This is a genomic window from Granulicella paludicola (genome assembly GCF_025685545.1).
GTDB classification, from domain to species: domain Bacteria; phylum Acidobacteriota; class Terriglobia; order Terriglobales; family Acidobacteriaceae; genus Granulicella; species Granulicella paludicola.
The window spans coordinates 323,498-340,877 of the sequence record NZ_JAGSYC010000024.1; the positions used below are offsets into that span (position 1 = coordinate 323,498).

Sequence of the window (17,380 nt, forward strand, 5' to 3'; positions counted from 1 at the left end):
TTTTTGGTATTCACGTCAACCTCCGTGTGGTACTACTAACTCAATTCACCACCTACCTGTTTGTAGCCGCCGAATACCCGGGCCCCTTACACCATCTTGTGCGGTTGGACACGCGAGTGCCCTCATAAGGATTCGGATATGCGTCTGCGCATTAGCCTCCTCAGTCTTGTCGTGTTCCTCGTCTGCTCCGGCGCAATCGGCCAGGCCCTGGTCGATGGACGCATCATCAACGGCAACGTCTTCAAGCCGGTCGCCGGGGTGGAGGTGCATCTCGTCAATAAGGCGCTGAACGTAGATGCCCCGATGAACACTGCTCCAGACGGTCGTTACAGCTTCGATAACGTGGTGGCTGGCGAAGGGTACGCGGTCGACGTCTACGATGCAACGGGCAAGCTGATCGGCACCGACCCGCACTTCGATGTCGCGGCAGAGTCAAAGCATACCGCCGTGCCCGATATCGATATCTCTAAGGGTGTCACCGCACAGCTCGTGCAGAAGTCCGGCGGCCTCATCGAAAACGATCGCGGCGTCTCACCCGGAGCGAACATCAGCAACGAGCAGATCCGCGTGCTCCCGCTCTTCAATCGAAACTTCCTCGCGCTCGGACTGATCCAGCCTGAGGTCCACGACGTGGAACAAGGTTCACCGCTTCAGGGTGCGGCCTTCAGCATCGACGGTTCACGAAGCACTTCCACCAACTTCCTTCTCGATGGCGTCGATAATGTGGCGTCGAGCACCAATCAGGCGATTCCGTTCCAGATTAACGAAGCTGTGCGCGAGTTTCGCGTCACCTATGCCGATCCCAGCCTGCGCTACGGGCAGGGCAGTGGCGGTGTCGTCGATATCATCACCAGCAACGGCGCGACCGGTAGCAAGGGGCACGCTTGGCACGGCTCCCTCTTCGGCTACTTTAACTCGGACTCTCTAAACGCCGGCACGCCCCTCTCTGTGTATTCAAACTCGGGCTTCGCAAGCGCGGCCGCTTACGCAAATAATCTGTCTGCCAGCACCACGACTCCGCTGCACATCATTGCGGCTAATCTGAATGGCTCGAACGGCGTGGCTCCCCCGGTAACGGGCGACAACTGCAATGGCGGTAACGGTAGTGCATTCTGCGGCTACAGCCCGCAGTCTTATAACGAGCTCTTCGGTCTCTTCGGCTCTGCCGCAGGTCTTGGCATCGATAGCGGCTGCGCCTCGCAGATCTGCGGGGCGGGAGCCTTCAACCCGTCAAGCATCCTCGCCACGCAGGACAGTCATACGCAGCCCTTCAGCTCCAAACAGTTTGGTGGCAGCATCGGTGGACCTCTCGGTGATCGGCTCTTCTTCTTCGCGAGCTACGAAGGCACCCTAATCAACAACCCCAACCCCATCTTCGAGCGTGTGCCCACGCCCCTCGACCAGGAGACCGGAACACTGAGCAGCGATCAGCAGATCGCGCAGAGTGTGCTCAGCTTGTTCCCCAACGCCAACGTCGGCCAGACAAGCAATTCGATCGCACAGACCAACACCGGCATCCTCGGCTTTTACCGTGGTACTGCGCCCAATTACACCAACGTCCACAACGTGGAGTTGCGTCCGGACTATTCGCTGCAGGGTCTCGGCACTCTCAGTTTCCGTTACAACGGGCAGCTCCTCGATCAACTGCACGACGATACGCTACCCGCCAGCTCCGCTTATCCTGGTAACGGAGCCAATCGGCGCGCGCAGAATCAGAGCGCCGCTGTCACATACAACTTTCCCTTTGGCGACGGGCACAATCGCAATCTGTTGAACCTCGCCTTCACACAGTACCGTGTCGATGAGGTCGCGCAAGACCACAGCGTCAATGGGAGCTCGCTTGGTCTGCCTGCCGGAGCCTTACCCACCATTGTGCTCAGCGGCATCGACACCAGCGCGTCCGGCGCGAAGATAGGTCAGGCGGGCGCCATTGGGGGGTGGTACGACTCTTTCTGGCAGGCGAACTGCACCGATGCCGCCAGCGCAAGTTGCTCCGCCGCCACTCCTGGTTCGCGATCGCCCTCGCCGATCACTCCCTCACTGGATGGCACCTTCCCTCTCGCCCGCATCGGGGCTCCGCTCTCCGCGCCCTCCAAGCGTCGTGATACCGAAGCCTTCCTCTCAGATGCCCTCGAGATTCACCTCGGCAGCCGTAACTTCCTCACCGTCGGCGGCGAGTATCGTTACCAGCAGAACTTCAGCTACGACGGTGGCGCGACGCGCGGGCTCATCGTCTCCAACAACATCGGTGAGTTTACCCACGATAGCGAGACCTGCGTCAGCTGCGGCAACGCCTTCCACCACCCGTCATTCGACTACGAACTCCGTCAGCCCACCGGGTACACAGGGGATCTGCGTAGCTCGTCCTTCGGCGTCTTTGCGGAACACAAGTTCCAGCCCATCGAGCGCGTAACCCTTCAGTTCGGAGCTCGCTACGAGTACTTCGGCCAGCCGCTCGATACCCAGGGCCGACTGTGGAACTACAACGTCACCAATCAGGGCCTGAATCGCCAGACAGCCAAAGGTACCTTCGACGCATTTGACTATCAGTGCGGCGGCGGCACCACCTTCTTCGATTCCGTCTACGGCTCACTGCGCGCCAGCACGCCAGTCACTGGCTGGAACTGCAACACGGGCGGGACCTTCCAGCTACCCACGCAAAAGCACAATCTCACCGGAATGTTCGGTGCCTCCTTCTCCCCCGATAACAGCTATCGCAACGTGATTCGAGCGGCGGTCGGCGGTTACTACGACCATCTTCCAGCCAGCTATAACCAGAAGCTGCTATTGAACCGACCCAGCCCCTATAACGTTCAGAATCCGAGCTCGATCTACGGCCAGAATTTTTACTCGAGCTACAGCTCATCCACTTGCCAGGCCCAGACGCAATGCGGTTTCGGCCTCAGTACCCTCAACTACGCGTCCTTTCCCACTGAATCTACCGCGCAATCCACCTTTCAGAACTATCAGGCTTCGAGCGGGGCCAGCATCCTTTACGAGCGCGATCCCAACGCTCTGCAGACGCCTTACTCTATCCAGATCAGCACCAGCGTCCAGCACCGTTTCACTGGTTCGTGGAGCGGCGAGTTTGGTTACGTCGGGTCCATCTCGAGCGACCTGCCACTTGTCTACGACAGCAACTTCGCTAACGAGTTCTACTGCACTCAAAACACGACAGGCTGCAACAACGATGCGTACTTCCCGGTCTTCACCGAGTCGCACATCGGCAACGCCAACTACCATTCAGTGGTGGCCCGCGTCGAAGGCCGCCTCTGGCATGGTCTCTCGATGCACGCCTCGTACACCTTCTCCAAATCGCTCGACAATATTGCAAGTAGCAGCTTCCCCGGCTCGACAGACTCGCTGTTTACGCAGCTCTTCGGTCGCCAACTCTACGGTGAAGGAAATCCCGCAGCCTCGGCGCTCGGCATCAGCCCTACGGCCTTCGGCAGCAACGGAGGACTCCGCGGCAACCAGTTGATCCCCACATCGAAGACTCTACCCACAGCACTCGCCACCAGCGTTCTACAGTCGGCAAATGTTCCGTCCTTCGATGCCATTCAATCCGCCCTCACGACCACCGGCACCAGCACCATTAATACGAGCCACTACAGCCTTCCGCAGAATCCGCTCGCCTTCAGTTCGAAGGGCGCCACTGCAGGTGTGGACTATGGTCCGTCCGATTTCGATGTTCGCCAGCGCGGCGTAGCGGACTTCGTCTACAACCTGCCCTTCAAAGGCCACTGGTACAACTCTGGATTTACCCTTTCAGGGATCACCGTGGTTCAGACCGGCCAGCCTTTTACGGTCTTCTCTGGCCCCTCCTACGGTCAGATCACGCAACTCGTGAATATTCCTTCCACAGGCGTCAGCACACACGGCGGCAACACCTCGAACTACATCTCAGGCTTCAATTCCAACAACCTCGGCAGCTTCCTACCCTCGGTCGACAACGCTGCCTGCCCCAACATCTACGCCCAGCCTAATCTCTACGTGCCCAGTTCGACGCCCGCTGCCTGCCTTGGCAACAGCAGTCGCAATCGCTTCACCGGCCCCGCCTACTTTGATCAGGACATCGCTTTCCAGAAGGCCACACGCGGCTTCAACGAGTCGCAGGCCTTCATTATTCGCGCAGAGGCATACAACGCGTTCAACCGTGCGAACTTCTACAATCCCATCAGCGAGATCTCCAAGGATGGCGTCCACTACAACCCCGAGTTTGGGACCATCCGCTCCGCGCACGATCCATTCCGTTTGCAACTCGCCGTGCGACTCGAGTTCTAAGCGAAGTAGAACGCTAATGTGGCAGATTCTTCCAGAAGAGGGGCATGTAGTAGGTGTCGATGAACCACGAAGATAAAAACAGCACCGCCATTCCGCCCAGCGCAAGTACATAAAGGCGGACGGGAAGAGTTGCGAATACCTCTTGGGCTGTTAAGGTCGACTGGCGATGCTCAGATGTTGAAAAGAGAATGCCACTGACAAAGCAGCAAAGGGCCGAAAGCACAACCTTGTCGGATGCGAGTAGCAGGCGGTCTTGCCAGTGAGTCCCCGGTACAAAGAACGCCGCGAAGAACAGTGGATAGAGTGAGAGCAGGCTGATCAGGAAAGATAGCGCTTTGCCAAGATCGAGAAGCATGAGGTGCTCCGTACGATGAAGAATCGGGTCAGACTGTCTCGATTCCGTTCTCAGAACAGCAGTGTAGAAAAGATAGGTGTGCAAGAGGAAATGGCTCCGATGCGATGATGCATCGGAGCCATCTTGGTCTTGACCTACGCACTCGGTTTCGGCGGGTAGGGAACTGTCTTGGAGGTCCGCTCCGCCATCGGAACATAAGGCTCGGGCCAGGCGGGACCAGTGTAGTCAGCGCGCGGACGGATCAGGCGGTTGTCGTCGTGCTGCTCGATAATGTGCGCACACCAGCCAGAGATGCGCGAGAGCGCGAAGATCGGTGTGAACAGATCGATGTCGATGCCCAGCGTGGTGTATGTGCTGGCGGAGTAGAAGTCCACATTCGCGTTCAGCTTCTTCTCGTCCCGCACAAATAGCTCGATCGCCCGAGACATCGTGTACCACTTGGGGTTTGCGTCCTTGCCCAGATCTTCTGACATCTTGCGTAGGTGAGTGGCGCGTGGGTCTTCGGTGGTATACACACGATGGCCGAAACCGGAAATCTTCTCCTTGTTCGCCAGCATCGCACGAACGTGCTCGACTGGATCTTCGCCAGCCTTGTCGATGTCGTACAGAAGATGCATCACGGCTTCGTTCGCGCCACCATGCAACGGTCCCTTCAGCGCGCCGATTGCTCCGGTCACAGCGGAGTGCATATCGGAGAGCGTTGCAGCGATCACGCGAGCAGCAAACGTGCTGGCATTCAGCTCGTGGTCTGCGTGCAGGATCAGCGCTACGTCGAGCGCCTTCGTCGCCGTCTCGGTGGGCTTCACACCGTTCAGCATCCACAGGAAGTTTGCCGCGTGTGAAAGTGAGGTATCGGGCGCGACGAGCTCTTTGCCCTTGCGAATGCGATCGAAGTTGGCAATGATCATCGCGATCTGCGCCGTCAAACGGAAGCTCTTGCGGATGTTTGCCGTGTGCAGCACAGACTTCTCATCGGGATCGTAGATCGAGAGCAGGGAAACAGTCGTACGCAGGACCTCCATCGGAGCGGCAGTCTTTGGCACGCTGCGCAGGAAGGCGATCACATCATCTGGCAAGTTGCGCGCCGCTGCCAGCTGGTGCGAAAAGTCGTTCAACTCCGCAGCCGTCGGCAGGGCACCGTTCCAAAGCAGATACGTAATCTCTTCAAACGTAGACTTCTCTGCAAGCTCGTGGATGTCGATACCACGGTAAGACAGAATGCCCTTGCCGCCATCGATAAAACAGATGGAGGATTCGTTGGCGACTACGTCCTGCAAACCTTTAGGAGCGGCGGTAGACATTGCGGCATTCTCCGATACAGAAATCAATTGCGACTTGATTATCGAACCTCACTTGAACGATTGTCATGCAGCGAGTGCGAATATCGGCAGCTTTGTGCGATGTCCTGTTCTAGCTGGAGAATCGCTGCGGCCTGAAGGAGGAGAGATCGATCGCTGGCCGTTTGTCCTCTAGCAGGTCCGCAATCACTGCGGCGGTGGCCGGCGCCAGCAGGATGCCGTTGCGGTAGTGTCCCGTGGCGAAGAGCATGCCGTCATAGCTGCCGAGCAGGGGCAGTGAATCGGGCACTGCGGGCCGAAGCCCTGCCCAGGCTTCAAGTCCGGGGGCGTCAACTTCGGAGATCAGCGCAGGCAGGAACTCCGCAGCCCGTGCGCGGAGGTGTTTGAGGTCCGCCTCGTGTACCGTCTTGTCGAAGCCTGCGTCCTCGACAGTTGCTCCGATCAGTACAGATCCGGCCTGCGGTCCCTGTGTGCGCGGCACTATATAAATGTGCTCCGCGCGGGTTACCTGGCGCAGATCACGCAGCGAGTGTGGTAGCGCTACGCGCAGCATCTGTCCCTTACGTGGCTGGATCGGCGCCCCGGACCACGCTCCTGCGGCGACAATCAGCTTTCGTCCCTGAAACGGAGCTTTCGCCCGCGCTGAACAGCCTTCGTGCACCTCGATCCTTGCAGCGCGAATGGCAGCGAGCAGCGCGGTAGCCAGCTGCCTCGGGTCGAGCGATTGCTCATCGAGTTGCAGGCGTTCGCCGTTGGGAAGGTACTGGATGCAGACCTCCGTCTGTAGAGGCACCTTCAGGCCGCTGAGGGCTTCGACCCGAGACAAAAACTCAGGGTAGAGCGAGTGGCTATAGCGCGACAGCTCCAGAATCTCCGGCGGATTGTGGGGATCTTCTACGGCCAACATCCCGGCGGCGGCGGTGGATGCCTGCTGCAGTGCGCCGCCGACATCCACCACCGAGACGGCGACTCCACGATGATGCAACTCCAGTGCAATCGATAAGCCAATAAGGCCGGCTCCGCTGATGACGACGGATTGCAAAGAATGGACTGAAGTGGGGAAGAAGGGGGTGAAGCGCGCTGCAGACGACGAATACATGTGCCTCCATAGTAAGCCAGCCTCTGCACAGAAAAGGATGCAAATGCACGGTTGCGCTGTAAGATGATACTGGTTTACCTACAACAGACTTCTCCTTGAACTAGTGTTTGCAGCGCAGAGCAGCACCCGAACGACCGATCCATCGACAGCAAATCAATGAAGTTTGGAGGGAATCCCAAGTTATGGCACAGGTGGTGAAGCAAGTGACGACAGAGCCGAAGGGCGAACGCGCCCCCGAAATTATCGAGATACACAAGGTTCCCGCCTGGATGGGCGCGCTGGCGACCATCGCATTTCTCCTGGCGCTCGTGACTGTGGCTTGGGTGTATATGCTGCAGAGCCACATTGCGGCGACCGAAACCAAGCTGGCTCAGGCCAACTCCGAGAATGCGCAGCTGAAGGACTCATTGGAGGACACGAATCTGCGGCTGAAGGCGCAGGGCCGCGCTCTCGGCGACAAGGTCGGCTTGACGCAGAAGCAGCTCGAGGACAAGTCCGCGAAGTTGGTTGCTGAAGACAAGGCTGCCATTGCACTTGCTGCGAAGCAGCAGCAGCAACGTCAGGCTTACACCGAGCAGCAGGTTGCTGCCGTTCAGACCGATGTTCAGGGTGTGAAGACCGATGTGAGCGCGATGAAGACCGATGTCGCGAGTACGCAGGCCGAGCAGATGGCCATCAAGAAGTCCGTGGCGAAGGTTGCGAGCGGACAGGATGAGTTGGGCGAAAAGATCGCGACCAACAGCCATGAGCTGAACGTGTTGAAGCATAAAGGCGAACGCACGTTCTATCAGTTCGCTATCGAGCGCGGCGCTGCTCCGATCAACCTTGGAACGATCAAGCTGAGCGCGTCGAAGGTCGATGTGAAGAACAACAAGTTCACGCTGATTATCAGCTCAGACGACAAGCGGATCGAGAAGCGCGATCAGTCGCTGAACCAGGCGATCACGTTCTACTCGGGCAAAGATCCTCAGTTGTTCGAGGTCGTCGTGAACGGAATCAGCAAGAAGATGATTGCTGGCTATCTGAGCGTTCCGAACGATGCTCCGAAGCCCATGCTTCCCTGACTCACCCCTACCCCCCTATTCTCAAGTAAAGTCTTGATGTGTATGGGGTTAGCCTGGGGTTTGGGCGGTTCTTTTGTCCTAAGCTTCTAATTTTGAATGGCTTAGACGCAAAGTATTGAAAAGAAAGGGTCGGCTGCTTTGGCGGCTGACCTTTTCTTTGCCCCTTTACTTAATTCTAGCAAATGGGAAGGGATAAGTATGCAAATTCTATCTCGCGCGGAATGTAGGAGATAGGGGCTTTTGGGGGTTGACAGGATTTGGTGGATTGCAGGTTGTTGGCTGCGGAATGTTGCCTACAGGTTCAGGCAGAGTGAAGATTCCTACGCTTCGCTACGAAATGACAAAAGGGAAGGGCTACGGAAGGGTGATGGTCTGGGGGGACTGGTTGCGCAGGCTGATGGTGAGGACTGCGGACTTCTTGGCGTGCCAGGCCTGCTCGGTAAGTCCGGGGAAGAGGACCAGGATGTTGCCCGTCTTGCTTTCGTTGGGATTGATCTGGTCGCCGTCGTAGAGGGGCTTGCCGAGGAAGCCACCGAGCGGGGGGAAGGTGCTGGTGAGGCGACCGTAGTACTGCGGGGCGACACCGGTGGCCTCGACGGCTGTGCCGTCCGCGTTGGTGAGCGTAACGGTGGTGCCGGAGATGAAGAGCGGGAGGCGGATCTTGTCGGTCATGCTGACGGTGGCGACGACGTAGAGATCGTCCTCGGTGGTGTTCGCGAGGCCGGCGACGTGCATGGCACCGGGCGCCTGCTTGTACTCGGTGTGCGGAGCGTAGACGTTCACGCGGTCCAGTTTGAGGACGGCGGTCTCACGCGGGTTGACGAGGAAGACGATGACTGCGACGACGATGAGCACCAGAACGGAGATCGCGATCGCGGGCATAACTCCGTGATCGGGTTCGGGAGCAAGTTTCAGATCGTAGGCCATGGGAAGAGCATACCGTGAAGTCGCCAGCTTGGCATTAAGAAAGGTGTAGAGGCAGGGAGGAGGAAGAGGGAGTGAACGGGCTCTGCCTGCAGATCGTGGTGCTTAAGGTTTTTGCCCAGCTTAGAGCTAAGAGTAGATGAGGGAAGAGTGTGAAGCCGCTCGGGGACACGGAAAATGGCTGCTGCGAAGGGCGGGACGGGACTTACCCGCGTTTGAGGGCGGCGAGGAGCTGGTCGACGGGCAGGGTATTGAGCACGTCGGGGGCGGTGAGCCAGGCGCGGCGTAGCTGGATGATGCCGAACTTCAGTTTGTCGAAGTCGTCGATGGAGTGGGCGTCGGTATTAACGACGATTTTGCAGCCGGTCTGTTTGGCGAGGCGGAGGTTGACGTCGTTGAGATCGGAGCGCGCGGGGGAGGCGTTGTGTTCGACAGCGACTCCGAGGCGGGCAGCCGCAGGCAGGAGCACGGAGAGATCGACTTTATACGGTTCGCGACCGAGGACCTTGCGACCGGTGGGATGGCCGAGGATGTGGACGTGCGGGTTTTCTGCGGCGCGCAGAACGCGGGCCGTGATCTCTTCCAAGAGCTGACTGAAGCCGGAGTGGACGCTGGCTACGACGATGTCGAGTTGAGCCAGGGTGTCGTCGGTGAGATCGAGCGAGCCATCGAGGAGGATGTCGACTTCGACGCCTGCGAGGATGCGGAACGGGACGGTCGGCGGTTCGACTGGCTTGCCTTCGCTCTTGAGGCGCTCGTAACGATCCCATTGCGGGCCGCGCTTATCGGCAAAGGCTGAGGCTAGTTCGTCGCTGACGGAGCGGATGCGGGCGGCGTGGGCGAGGGCGCGTTCATCGTTCATGCCACTGGCCATGGCGAGCGCCTTGGAGTGATCGGTGATGGCGATGTATTCGAGGCCGCGTTCGATGGCTGCTTCGGCCATCTCGAGGATGGAGTTGGAGCCGTCGGTTTCGGTGGTGTGCATGTGGAGGTCGCCGCGGATATCGGCGCGCTCGATGAGCACGGGAAGGGTGTGGTTGGCGGCGGCTTCGAGCTCGCCGTTGTTTTCGCGGAGTTCGGGTGGAATGTAGTCGAGATCGAGCGCGTTGTAGATCTCGGCTTCGGTGGCGGCAGCGATGATCTTGTTGTCTTCGAGGCGGAGCAGAGCGTATTCCGAGAGCGTGAGGCCGCGCTTGATCGCTCGCTGACGCAGCGCGACGTTGTGGTGCTTGCTGCCGGTGAAGTACTGCAAGGCAGCGCCGTAGCTGGCGCGCGGCAGCAGACGGACATCCACTTGGAGGTTGTTCCGTAGCGTGAAGCTGACCTTGTTCTGGCCTTTGGCGAGGAGCTTGTCGATGAGCGGCAGCGTGGCGACGTGCTCGACGGCGGCGGCTACAACGTCGGGCTCGCAGGCCGGGCCGGTGACGAGGAGGTCAAGATCACCGCAGGTTTCGCGGCCACGACGGAGGGAGCCTGCGGGGGTGATGGTCTCGATGCCGGGGAAGTTGAAGATGAGTTTGCTGATGCGGTCGGCGTACTCGGTGGCGACGTCGATGCGGAAGCGCGAGGAGTTCTTGCGGTAATCTTCGATGCCTTTGAGCAGCTTGTCGGTGAACTTCTGGCCGAGGCGTGGGAGTGGTAGCAGATCGCCGCGTTTGGCGGCCTCTTCGAGAGCTTCGATGTCACCAATCTGCAGAGCGGAGTAGAGCATCGATACGGTCTTGGGGCCCATGCCTGGGAGACGCAGCAGCTCCAGCATGGAGGCCTTGTACTTTTTCAGCAGCTCTTCGCGCAGGGGCATGGTGCCGGTGGCGACAAGGTCGCGGATGTTAGCGGCCATGCCTTTGCCAATGCCGGGAATAGCGAGGAGAAGTTTGGGGTCGCAGTCGGGGCCGCAAAAAGTGGAGAGCTGGGTTGTCTGCTGCTCGATGGTCTCGGCGGCGCGGCGATAGGAGCGGATGCGGAAGGCGTCAGCGGCGTCGATTTCGAGCAGCGCCGCTGTCTCGTCGAGCAGCCGGGCGATCGTGATGTTGTCCATAGGGTCGTTCTGTCTCGTGAGGTACGGCTTGGCTCGTGAGGTACGGCTTGGGGAGATTGTAGCTGTCGGTGGGGTGGACGAGCTCGTGCCTCTCAGGTCGCTCGCGTAAATACAGGGTTTCTCCTCTTCGCATCGCTATAAGACTGCGCTGCTCCGGTCGAGATGACAGCTTTATTTTGAGAGGAACTTTGGTTTAGAGACGAGTAGGCCCCGAAGACGCAGGCTCAAACGAGCGGGGTCCTCGGGGCATCTCGGTGGTTATAAAACTCCGATGGAGGAGACTGCGCTAGACAGCCTTGGTACGTGTTACGGCGTCAGCCTGCGGGCCTTTGCTGCCCTGGATGACGTCGAATTCAACCTCGTCTCCTTCTTTCAGGCTTTTATAGCCGTCCAGCTGGATCGAGCTGTAATGAACGAATACGTCAGGACCATCCTCACGACCGAGGAAGCCATAACCCTTTGCGTTGTTGAACCACTTCACGGTGCCTTTGTACTGTGCCATAAGTCCCTATTCCCATCCGCAAACTTGTATTGCCGTTCTTACTGTCTGGTGGCGACAGAAAGTCATAAGTTCATATGACGCAGTGGGTGGGGCCTACGCTGCCTGATCTTCTGTTGAAAACGTCTGGAAAGTATTTGGAGCGCCTTGTGCTTTAGGTAAGCGTTTTCCTTGCAGTATTTGCAGCCAGGTAAAAAGTTGTTTATCGGACGGTAAGTATCCGAAAAACTATGCTTTTACAACGCCTTGCGATGGAACTGCGAGGCGTAGAGGAGGACGCCGATGAGGGTTTTGCCGTCTTCAATTTTGCCTGCGTGGATGAGCTTGAGAACTTCGGAGAGTGGGGTCATGTGGATCTCGATCTTCTCGTCGTCCTCGGGCGCGGCTTCGCCGAGGGTGAGGTCTTCGGCGAGGAGAATGTTCATGGCTTCAGTGAGGAAGCCGGGGCTGGCGTAGTAGCGGGTGTGTTTGGACCACTTCTTTGCGCGGTAGCCGGTCTCTTCGATGAGCTCGCGTTTGGCTGCGGGGATGAGCTTTTCGCCGGGCTCGATGCGGCCTGCGGGGAGTTCGAGGAGGAGCTTGCCGGCGGCGTGGCGATACTGGCGAATGAGAAGGATGTTCGGATCGGCGGGGTTGGTCTTGGTGTCGACGGCGAGGATGACGACGGAGCCGTTGTGACGGATGACGTCGCGGGAGACAATGGTGGCGTTGCCGGGCTCGGAGACCTCGTCGCGGGTGATCCAGAAGACGCGGCTGGTGAAGACGGTCTTGGAGGAGAGGGTGCGGCCTTTGCCGGTGAGCTTGAGGGGAGCGGACTTGGCTGCGGACTTCGCGGGGGCTTTCTTCGCGGGCTTCCTGCTGGCGGTGGCAGGCTTCTTTGCGGGGGCGGACTTCTTCGTGGTGGCCATGTAATTACGTTAGCAAAGAGGGGTGCTTGTTCAGACAAGAGATACGAGAAGAGGGCAGAGGAAGTGGGGAGGTTTGCTGGTCGGGGCTGGGTGAAGCTGAATCTGTTGAATCAGAGGGGCGGGGGACGCATCCAAATGGAGGCCGCTCTGGACCTATCAAGATGAGAGACTGGAAGCAAGTATGAACTCTGAGTGTCACCCCATCTCGACGCTGCCCGGCAGCACTGCGCTCTTTCGGGAGTTTGTTGAGCCCACGCCTGCGGGTGTGGCTGCGCTGCGCCGGTGGTATCCGACGGACCCGTTTTCGATGGCATGGGCGGGCAAGGTGCCTGCGCTGGATGAAGGACATCGGAGCAAGTTGACGGATGCGCTGCTGCGGCAGACGGACCGGTTCAACGCGGGTGGGGCGGTGATCGCGAACATCGAGCGGCTGCGGAACGGAGCGGCGGCGGTGGTGACGGGGCAGCAGGTTGGACTGTTCGGTGGGCCGCTGCTGACGCTGCTGAAGGCGGCGACGGCGATTCGTAAGGCGCAGGAGGCGACTCGGCTGAGTGGGAAGGACCATGTGCCGGTGTTCTGGCTGGCGAGCGAGGACCATGATCTGGCAGAGGTCGATCAGGTGTCGCTGCTGAGCAAGACGGCGGTGGAGACGCTGCGGCTGGGATTGAATGATGAGCGCGCGCTGCCGGTGGGAGCACGGGTGCTGGGCGAGCATGGCGATGAGGGGCATCAGCGGCTGCAGGAGGCTCTGGAGCAGGCGAGCGAGCTGCTGGGCTGGGCTCCGATTACGGAGCTGCTGCGCGAGTGCTACATGCCGGGAGCGACGCTGGCGGGAGCGTTCGGCCGGTTGATTACGAAGACGTTTGAAGCGTTTGGGCTGATCGTGATGGATGCCGCGTCGCGGGACTTCCATGCGCTGGGAGCTTCGGCGCTGAAGGCTGCGATTGAGAACGCGGACGAGCTGGAGACGGCGCTGATCGCTCGGTCGAAGGAGCTGGAAGCTGCGGGGTATCACGCGCAGGTGCTGGTGACGGAAGGACATTCGCTGCTGTTCCTGATCGATGCGGCGGAGACGGAAAAGCCGGATGAGCTGCGGGCGGGGATTCGGCAGCCGCTGCGGCGAACGGCGGACGGGCAGTGGAAGGCGGGAGCGCGGACGTACACGTCGGCGGAGCTGCTGGAGATACTGGCGACGGAGCCGGAACGATTGAGCCCGAACGCGCTGCTACGACCGGTGTTCCAGGACACGATTCTGCCGACGGCGGCGTATGTGGGCGGACCGGCTGAGGTGGCGTACTTCGCGCAGTCGGCGGTGGTGTACGAGAAGATTCTGGGGCGGATTACGGCGGTGCTGCCGCGGCTATCGGCTACGCTGATCGAGCCTGCGATTGCGCAGACGATGGCGGCGCATGAGGTGTCCTACCTACAAGTAGTTGAGGCGAAGACGGCGGAAGGCCTTGCAATGGGCATGGGTGCGCGCGCGATGCCGATCGAAGGCAAGCGGAAGATTGCGGCGGCGGGCAACGCGATGGACACGGAGTTGACCGCGCTGACGGAGTACATGGCGGCGATGGATGCCGATCTGGGGCGGTCTGCGGGGGTTTCGGCGAGCAAGATGCGCTACCAGATGAACCGGCTGCGACGGATGGCTGCGAGGTTCGAGCTGCAGAAGGAAGCGTCGCTCACGAAGCATGCGACAGCGATTGTGCTGAACCTGTATCCCGAGGGGCATCTGCAGGAGCGGCTGCTGGCGGGAGTGCTGTTTCTGGCGAAGTTTGGCGAGGCGCTGCCGGCGCTGCTGGTGGAGAATGCCGCGCAGGAGTGTCCGGGGCATCGGGTCATTTTTCTATAGTGGGTCTATTGAACCAGCTACGAATCTGCATGGTATTGAGATAGACGAGCAAGAAGACGCCGAGCAACGCGTCGTAGATATAGACCGCTCCTCCAAAGTGGGACCTCTGCCACTCTTTGGAGGAGCTGAGACCCGTTACGATCGAGACTGCAGCTTGTAGAATTACGAGCCAGCGCGCCCAGTTTTGTCCCCGATAGTAGAACCAGACGATAACTGCCGTAAGAGCCTGAATGGCCAAGCCAATGAGCAAATCGGATGTTGATTTGGCCTTTCCGGTTATGGGGGACTTCGCAAAAACCAAAACGGTGTTGGTTACCAGGGAGATGCAGATCAGGGTGGCCGTCACTGTGATGCCAACAGGTTTTTGCATAGGCGTCGAGTGTACTGCCCCCTGGTCGCCGTGGATAGTTGGAACTTGGGCGTTTGTTTCTGCGTATTGTTTTTTGGAGGTTGTACGCCATGCATTTTCTGTTCGCAGTTTGCCTCATCCACTTTTTACCGACGGTCGTTGCTGTTCTGCGTCATTCGCGGAGCACGGTCGGCATCTTTTTCCTGAATCTGTTCCTCGGCTGGACGGTGATTGGCTGGTTTGTCGCGCTGCTGTGGGCTGCGACCAGTGAGCCGAAGTTGCAATATGTGTACGCGCCTTATCGCCGGTACTAGAATGGCTGCTGAGGATTTGCAGCCATGGGATTGAGCGACCAGCCGTTTGACGTGATGTGCCCCGAGTGCGGGGGAATGCTGACCATCGATCCGGTCTCGCGCGGCGTGATTGCGCATACGGCGCCGCCGCGCAAGAAGACCTTCGAAGACTTTGGAGCGGCGGCGAAGGCGCTGAAGGAGTCCGATGCACGGCGCGAGTCGCTGTTTGCGCAGTCGGTGGCTGCGGAGAAGAACCGCGACGACCTGATGGCGAAGAAGTTCGCTGAAGCGGTGAAGAAGGCGAAGGAATCACCGATGACGGGTAAGCCGCTGCGGGATTTTGATCTGGAGTAGACGGTGCGTCTACCCGGTCCTGCTAGTGGTGTGAATGGCAAGCAAAGGCCAATGCAGATCACTACGGGATGACAAGCAAAAGAACAGTGCCCTGCTCCGTTACACTATAAGGGATGCCTCCTATTCTGAATGCACAAGGCGTGAGCAAGCGCTTTGGTGTAACGCCCCTCTTCCAAAATATTTCTTTCGCTGTAAATGAAGGCGACCGCGTCGGGCTGATTGGCCCGAATGGTGCGGGCAAGTCGACGCTGCTGGCTGTGCTGGCGGGCGAGCAGGACCCGGACACGGGCGATGTGGCGGTGCGCAAGCGTGCGCGGGTCGGGTATGTGAAGCAGGTGTCCGAGTACGAGAAGGGCGACACGGTGCGCAGCGTGCTGGAAGCGGCGCTCGATCGCACGGGTGTGCCGCAGAACGAGCATGAGCAGCGGCTGCGTGAGACGCTGGGCCGCGCTGGCTTTGCGGACGATGGCGCGGATACGTCAATTCGCATGGATGCGGAGGCGGCGAGCCTTTCGGGTGGGTGGCGCAAGCGGTTGGCGATCGCTGAGGCGATGGTGACCAACCCCGATGTGCTGTTGCTGGATGAGCCGACGAACCATCTGGACCTTGAGGGCATTGAGTGGCTTGAGGGCGCGCTGCGGTCGGCGCGGTTTGCGTGCGTGGTCGTCACGCATGATCGTTACTTCCTGGAGAACGTGGCGAGCGAGGTGGTGGAGCTGAGCCGCGTGTACGCCGAGGGCGTGCTGCGGGTGCGGGGAACGTACTCGAAGTTTCTTGAGGGGCGCGAGCTTTACATGGAGGCCCAGACGAAGATGCAGGAGGGCCTGCGGAATCGCGTGAAGACGGAGATTGACTGGCTGCGGCGCGGACCGAAGGCTCGCGCGACGAAGGCGAAGGCGAGGATCGATAATGCGCATGAGCTGATCGGCAAGCTGGCCGAGGTGGATGCACGCACGCGGACGGCGAGTGCGGGCATCGAGTTTGCGGCGACGGACCGACAGACAAAGCGGCTGATCGAGTTTGAGGATGTGTCGATTTCGCTGGGTGGTCGCGAGATTCTGGGGGGCGTGAGCTTTGGGCTGACGAACGGCATGAAGCTCGGTCTGGTGGGACCGAACGGTAGCGGCAAGACGACGATTCTGCGGGCGATGTCGGGCGAGTTGGAGCCGACTTCGGGTACCGTGAAGCGGGCGAACAGCCTGCGGATCGTGTACTTCTCACAGATGCGTGAGATCGATCCGACGCTGACGCTGCGCAGGGCGCTGGCACCGGATTCGGACTCGGTGATGTACCAGGACCGCGTGGTGCATGTGGCGAGCTATGCGACGAAGTTTCTGTTTACGAGCGAGCAGTTGAATCAGCCTGTAGAGCGGTTGAGCGGTGGCGAGCGAGCACGTGTGCTGATTGCCCGGCTGATGCTGCAGCCGGCAGATGTTCTGATGCTGGATGAGCCGACGAACGATCTGGATATTCCGACGCTGGAGATTTTGGAAGAGTCGCTGCTGGAGTTCAAGGGCGCGCTGGTGCTGGTGACGCATGATCGGTACATGCTGGATCGCGTGTCGAACATTGTGCTGGGTCTGGATGGCAAGGGCCACGCGCGGACGTTTGCGGACTACGCTCAGTGGGAAGAGTGGAAGGGCAGCGACAGCGGCTATGCGGCGGCCCAGCAGGCGGCGGCGAACAGCGCGAAGGCGACCGGCGACGCGAAGAGTGCGGGCAGCAAAAAGAAGCTGTCGTACATGGAGCAGCGCGAGTTCGATGGCATTGAAGCGCTTGTGGATAAGGCGGATACGCGGATGTCGGCGGCGCATGATCGGCTGGAAGACTCTGAGGTGACGAGCAATCCGACGCTGCTGACGGAGGCTCTGGCTGAGATGGAGGCCGCGCAGCATGAGCATGATGCTGTGTATGCTCGGTGGGCGGAGCTGACGGAGAAGGCTGGCGGGTAGCTGGCTACCTCTCAGGTAATTACGAGAGGCGAGCGCTAAGTCTGGCGCTCGCCTATCTTGTTTGCAAGGGCATGGAAAGAAGCAGCTCCTTCACTACGCTCAGGATGACTT

The 17,380-nt window shown here is 59.6% G+C and carries 14 protein-coding genes; 6 read left to right on the forward strand and 8 right to left on the reverse strand.

Annotation, left to right across the window (positions count from 1 at the left end):
* Window positions 1–138: 138 nt before the first annotated feature.
* Complete coding sequence (locus tag OHL14_RS10660; protein ID WP_263379327.1) at window positions 139–4,284, forward strand: carboxypeptidase-like regulatory domain-containing protein; 4,146 nt, start codon at window positions 139–141, stop codon at window positions 4,282–4,284.
* Window positions 4,285–4,297: 13 nt separating this feature from the next.
* Here OHL14_RS10660 and OHL14_RS10665 read toward each other — a convergent pair whose 3' ends face one another.
* The 3 genes from OHL14_RS10665 to OHL14_RS10675 all read right to left on the reverse strand — a co-directional run bounded on the left by OHL14_RS10665 (window position 4,298) and on the right by OHL14_RS10675 (window position 7,036).
* Window positions 4,298–4,639 (reverse strand): hypothetical protein, encoded by a 342-nt coding sequence (locus tag OHL14_RS10665; RefSeq protein ID WP_263379328.1) that lies wholly within the window; start codon window positions 4,637–4,639, stop codon window positions 4,298–4,300.
* 134 nt (window positions 4,640–4,773) lie between these two features.
* Window positions 4,774–5,940, reverse strand: coding sequence for a citrate synthase (locus OHL14_RS10670; protein WP_263379329.1), 1,167 nt, complete (start codon window positions 5,938–5,940; stop codon window positions 4,774–4,776).
* 109 nt (window positions 5,941–6,049) lie between these two features.
* Complete coding sequence (locus tag OHL14_RS10675; protein ID WP_263379330.1) at window positions 6,050–7,036, reverse strand: FAD-dependent oxidoreductase; 987 nt, start codon at window positions 7,034–7,036, stop codon at window positions 6,050–6,052.
* Window positions 7,037–7,218: 182 nt separating this feature from the next.
* On the opposite strand from OHL14_RS10675, the gene OHL14_RS10680 reads away from it, so the two are divergent.
* Window positions 7,219–8,100 carry a hypothetical protein gene (locus OHL14_RS10680; protein WP_263379331.1) on the forward strand — a complete coding sequence of 294 codons (882 nt, stop codon included), beginning with the start codon at window positions 7,219–7,221 and terminating at the stop codon, window positions 8,098–8,100.
* A gap of 354 nt (window positions 8,101–8,454) precedes the next feature.
* On the opposite strand, the gene OHL14_RS10685 is transcribed toward OHL14_RS10680, so the two are convergent.
* The 4 genes from OHL14_RS10685 to OHL14_RS10700 all read right to left on the reverse strand — a co-directional run bounded on the left by OHL14_RS10685 (window position 8,455) and on the right by OHL14_RS10700 (window position 12,469).
* Window positions 8,455–9,027 carry a hypothetical protein gene (locus OHL14_RS10685; RefSeq protein WP_263379332.1) on the reverse strand — a complete coding sequence of 191 codons (573 nt, stop codon included), beginning with the start codon at window positions 9,025–9,027 and terminating at the stop codon, window positions 8,455–8,457.
* A gap of 202 nt (window positions 9,028–9,229) precedes the next feature.
* Entirely contained in the window at window positions 9,230–11,062 is a 1,833-nt protein-coding gene (locus tag OHL14_RS10690) for a helix-hairpin-helix domain-containing protein (protein ID WP_263379333.1), read from the reverse strand.
* 286 nt (window positions 11,063–11,348) lie between these two features.
* The gene (locus OHL14_RS10695) at window positions 11,349–11,564 is read right to left on the reverse strand and encodes a cold shock domain-containing protein (RefSeq protein ID WP_263379334.1); all 216 of its coding nucleotides are present in this window, start codon (window positions 11,562–11,564) and stop codon (window positions 11,349–11,351) included.
* Between the two features lie 233 nt (window positions 11,565–11,797).
* Window positions 11,798–12,469, reverse strand: a complete 672-nt coding sequence (locus OHL14_RS10700; RefSeq protein WP_263379335.1) for an NUDIX hydrolase — start codon at window positions 12,467–12,469, stop codon at window positions 11,798–11,800.
* Window positions 12,470–12,650: 181 nt separating this feature from the next.
* On the opposite strand from OHL14_RS10700, the gene bshC reads away from it, so the two are divergent.
* Complete coding sequence (bshC, locus tag OHL14_RS10705; RefSeq protein ID WP_263379336.1) at window positions 12,651–14,321, forward strand: bacillithiol biosynthesis cysteine-adding enzyme BshC; 1,671 nt, start codon at window positions 12,651–12,653, stop codon at window positions 14,319–14,321.
* Here the strand turns inward: bshC and OHL14_RS10710 are convergent.
* Entirely contained in the window at window positions 14,308–14,691 is a 384-nt protein-coding gene (locus tag OHL14_RS10710) for a hypothetical protein (protein ID WP_263379337.1), read from the reverse strand. The two genes, bshC and OHL14_RS10710, sit on opposite strands and share 14 nt — an antisense overlap.
* Window positions 14,692–14,780: 89 nt before the next feature.
* Here OHL14_RS10710 and OHL14_RS10715 point away from each other — a divergent pair, with 89 nt between their 5' ends.
* The 3 genes from OHL14_RS10715 to OHL14_RS10725 all read left to right on the forward strand — a co-directional run bounded on the left by OHL14_RS10715 (window position 14,781) and on the right by OHL14_RS10725 (window position 17,269).
* Entirely contained in the window at window positions 14,781–14,984 is a 204-nt protein-coding gene (locus OHL14_RS10715) for a superinfection immunity protein (RefSeq protein WP_263379338.1), read from the forward strand.
* Between the two features lie 24 nt (window positions 14,985–15,008).
* Entirely contained in the window at window positions 15,009–15,317 is a 309-nt protein-coding gene (locus OHL14_RS10720) for a hypothetical protein (protein WP_263379339.1), read from the forward strand.
* A gap of 113 nt (window positions 15,318–15,430) precedes the next feature.
* Complete coding sequence (locus tag OHL14_RS10725; RefSeq protein ID WP_263379340.1) at window positions 15,431–17,269, forward strand: ABC-F family ATP-binding cassette domain-containing protein; 1,839 nt, start codon at window positions 15,431–15,433, stop codon at window positions 17,267–17,269.
* The last annotated feature ends 111 nt before the right edge of the window (window positions 17,270–17,380 follow it).

Bases quoted from the DNA above. Each gene is read 5' to 3' on its own strand.
- OHL14_RS10660 (WP_263379327.1), top strand. From the start codon at position 139: ATGCGTCTGCGCATTAGCCTCCTCAGTCTTGTCGTGTTCCTCGTCTGC.
- OHL14_RS10665 (WP_263379328.1), bottom strand. From the start codon at position 4,639: ATGCTTCTCGATCTTGGCAAAGCGCTATCTTTCCTGATCAGCCTGCTC.
- OHL14_RS10670 (WP_263379329.1), bottom strand. From the start codon at position 5,940: ATGTCTACCGCCGCTCCTAAAGGTTTGCAGGACGTAGTCGCCAACGAA.
- OHL14_RS10675 (WP_263379330.1), bottom strand. From the start codon at position 7,036: ATGTATTCGTCGTCTGCAGCGCGCTTCACCCCCTTCTTCCCCACTTCA.
- OHL14_RS10680 (WP_263379331.1), top strand. From the start codon at position 7,219: ATGGCACAGGTGGTGAAGCAAGTGACGACAGAGCCGAAGGGCGAACGC.
- OHL14_RS10685 (WP_263379332.1), bottom strand. From the start codon at position 9,027: ATGGCCTACGATCTGAAACTTGCTCCCGAACCCGATCACGGAGTTATG.
- OHL14_RS10690 (WP_263379333.1), bottom strand. From the start codon at position 11,062: ATGGACAACATCACGATCGCCCGGCTGCTCGACGAGACAGCGGCGCTG.
- OHL14_RS10695 (WP_263379334.1), bottom strand. From the start codon at position 11,564: ATGGCACAGTACAAAGGCACCGTGAAGTGGTTCAACAACGCAAAGGGT.
- OHL14_RS10700 (WP_263379335.1), bottom strand. From the start codon at position 12,469: ATGGCCACCACGAAGAAGTCCGCCCCCGCAAAGAAGCCTGCCACCGCC.
- bshC (WP_263379336.1), top strand. From the start codon at position 12,651: ATGAACTCTGAGTGTCACCCCATCTCGACGCTGCCCGGCAGCACTGCG.
- OHL14_RS10710 (WP_263379337.1), bottom strand. From the start codon at position 14,691: ATGCAAAAACCTGTTGGCATCACAGTGACGGCCACCCTGATCTGCATC.
- OHL14_RS10715 (WP_263379338.1), top strand. From the start codon at position 14,781: ATGCATTTTCTGTTCGCAGTTTGCCTCATCCACTTTTTACCGACGGTC.
- OHL14_RS10720 (WP_263379339.1), top strand. From the start codon at position 15,009: ATGGGATTGAGCGACCAGCCGTTTGACGTGATGTGCCCCGAGTGCGGG.
- OHL14_RS10725 (WP_263379340.1), top strand. From the start codon at position 15,431: ATGCCTCCTATTCTGAATGCACAAGGCGTGAGCAAGCGCTTTGGTGTA.